We start from the raw sequence: 972 nt of genomic DNA, 5'->3' as shown, positions 1-972 counted from the left end.
AGCCATCCGGCGGCGTAGGCGAGCAGGACGGCCCCGGCCCGCCAGTCGCGGGTGGCGACGTACCAGGCGATCATCGCGACGAGGGCGACGAGCCCGCCGTACCAGATGATCGGGGTGCCGACCCCCAGCACCGCCTGCGAGCAGTCCTCCCCGCCGCACCCGCCCTTCGGCTTCTCGTAGAAGAACGCCACCGGGCGCAGCAGCAGCGGCCAGCTCCACGGCTCCGACTGGTAGTCGTGTCCCTCCGCCAGGCCCGTGTGGAAGCTCAGCACCTGGAAGTGGTAGTTCAGCCATGATCTGAGCGAGTCGAAGACGAAGAAGACCGGCCCCTGGGAGGTCGCCTGGCCCCAGTTGCGGCCCCAGCCGGTGGCGCTGATGAACCACCCGGTCCAGGAGAGCAGGTAGGCCAGCGCCGGGGCCAGGCCCAGGGCCGCCAGCGCGGTCGGCAGGTCCTTGCCGAAGGCCCCGCCGTACGGCCTGCGCAGGCCCACGGCGCGACGGGCGCCGATGTCCCAGAGCAGGGACATGACGGCGAAGGCGACGAGGAAGAAGATCCCGGACCATTTGACGGCGCAGGCGGCGCCGAGGCAGAGGCCGGCGGCCAGCCGCCAGGGGCGGAGGCCGAGCCAGGGGCCCTGGTCGCTCAGGGGGGAGGTCTCGTACCAGTCGACCAGGCGGCCTCGTGCCCGGTCGCGGTCGACGACCAGGCAGGCGAACCCGGCCAGGACGAAGAACATCAGGTAGATGTCGAGCAGGGCGGTGCGGGAGAGCACCAGGTGCAGGCCGTCGATCGACAGCAGCAGTCCGGCCAGGCAGCCGAGCAGGGTCGAGCGGGTCATCCTGCGGGCCAGGCGGGCCAGGATGAGGATCGACAGGGTGCCCACGACCGCTCCGGCGAAGCGCCAGCCGAAGGGGGTCATGCCGAACAGTTGCTCGCCGATCGCGATCATCCACTTGCCCAGCGGCGGATGG

1 protein-coding gene is annotated in these 972 nt (G+C 71.5%); it reads right to left on the bottom strand.

Annotated elements, in window-relative coordinates:
• Positions 1-972 (bottom strand): dolichyl-phosphate-mannose--protein mannosyltransferase (locus tag PKF00_RS43900; protein ID WP_271223730.1); only part of this gene is annotated, 972 nt, incomplete at both ends.

The sequence above is a fragment of the Streptosporangium carneum genome (genome assembly GCF_027922005.1).
In the GTDB taxonomy this organism is placed as follows: Bacteria; Actinomycetota; Actinomycetes; order Streptosporangiales; family Streptosporangiaceae; genus Streptosporangium; species Streptosporangium carneum.
The sequence above is the reverse complement of the archived record's forward strand: the minus strand, read 5'-3'. Positions and strand labels throughout refer to the sequence as shown.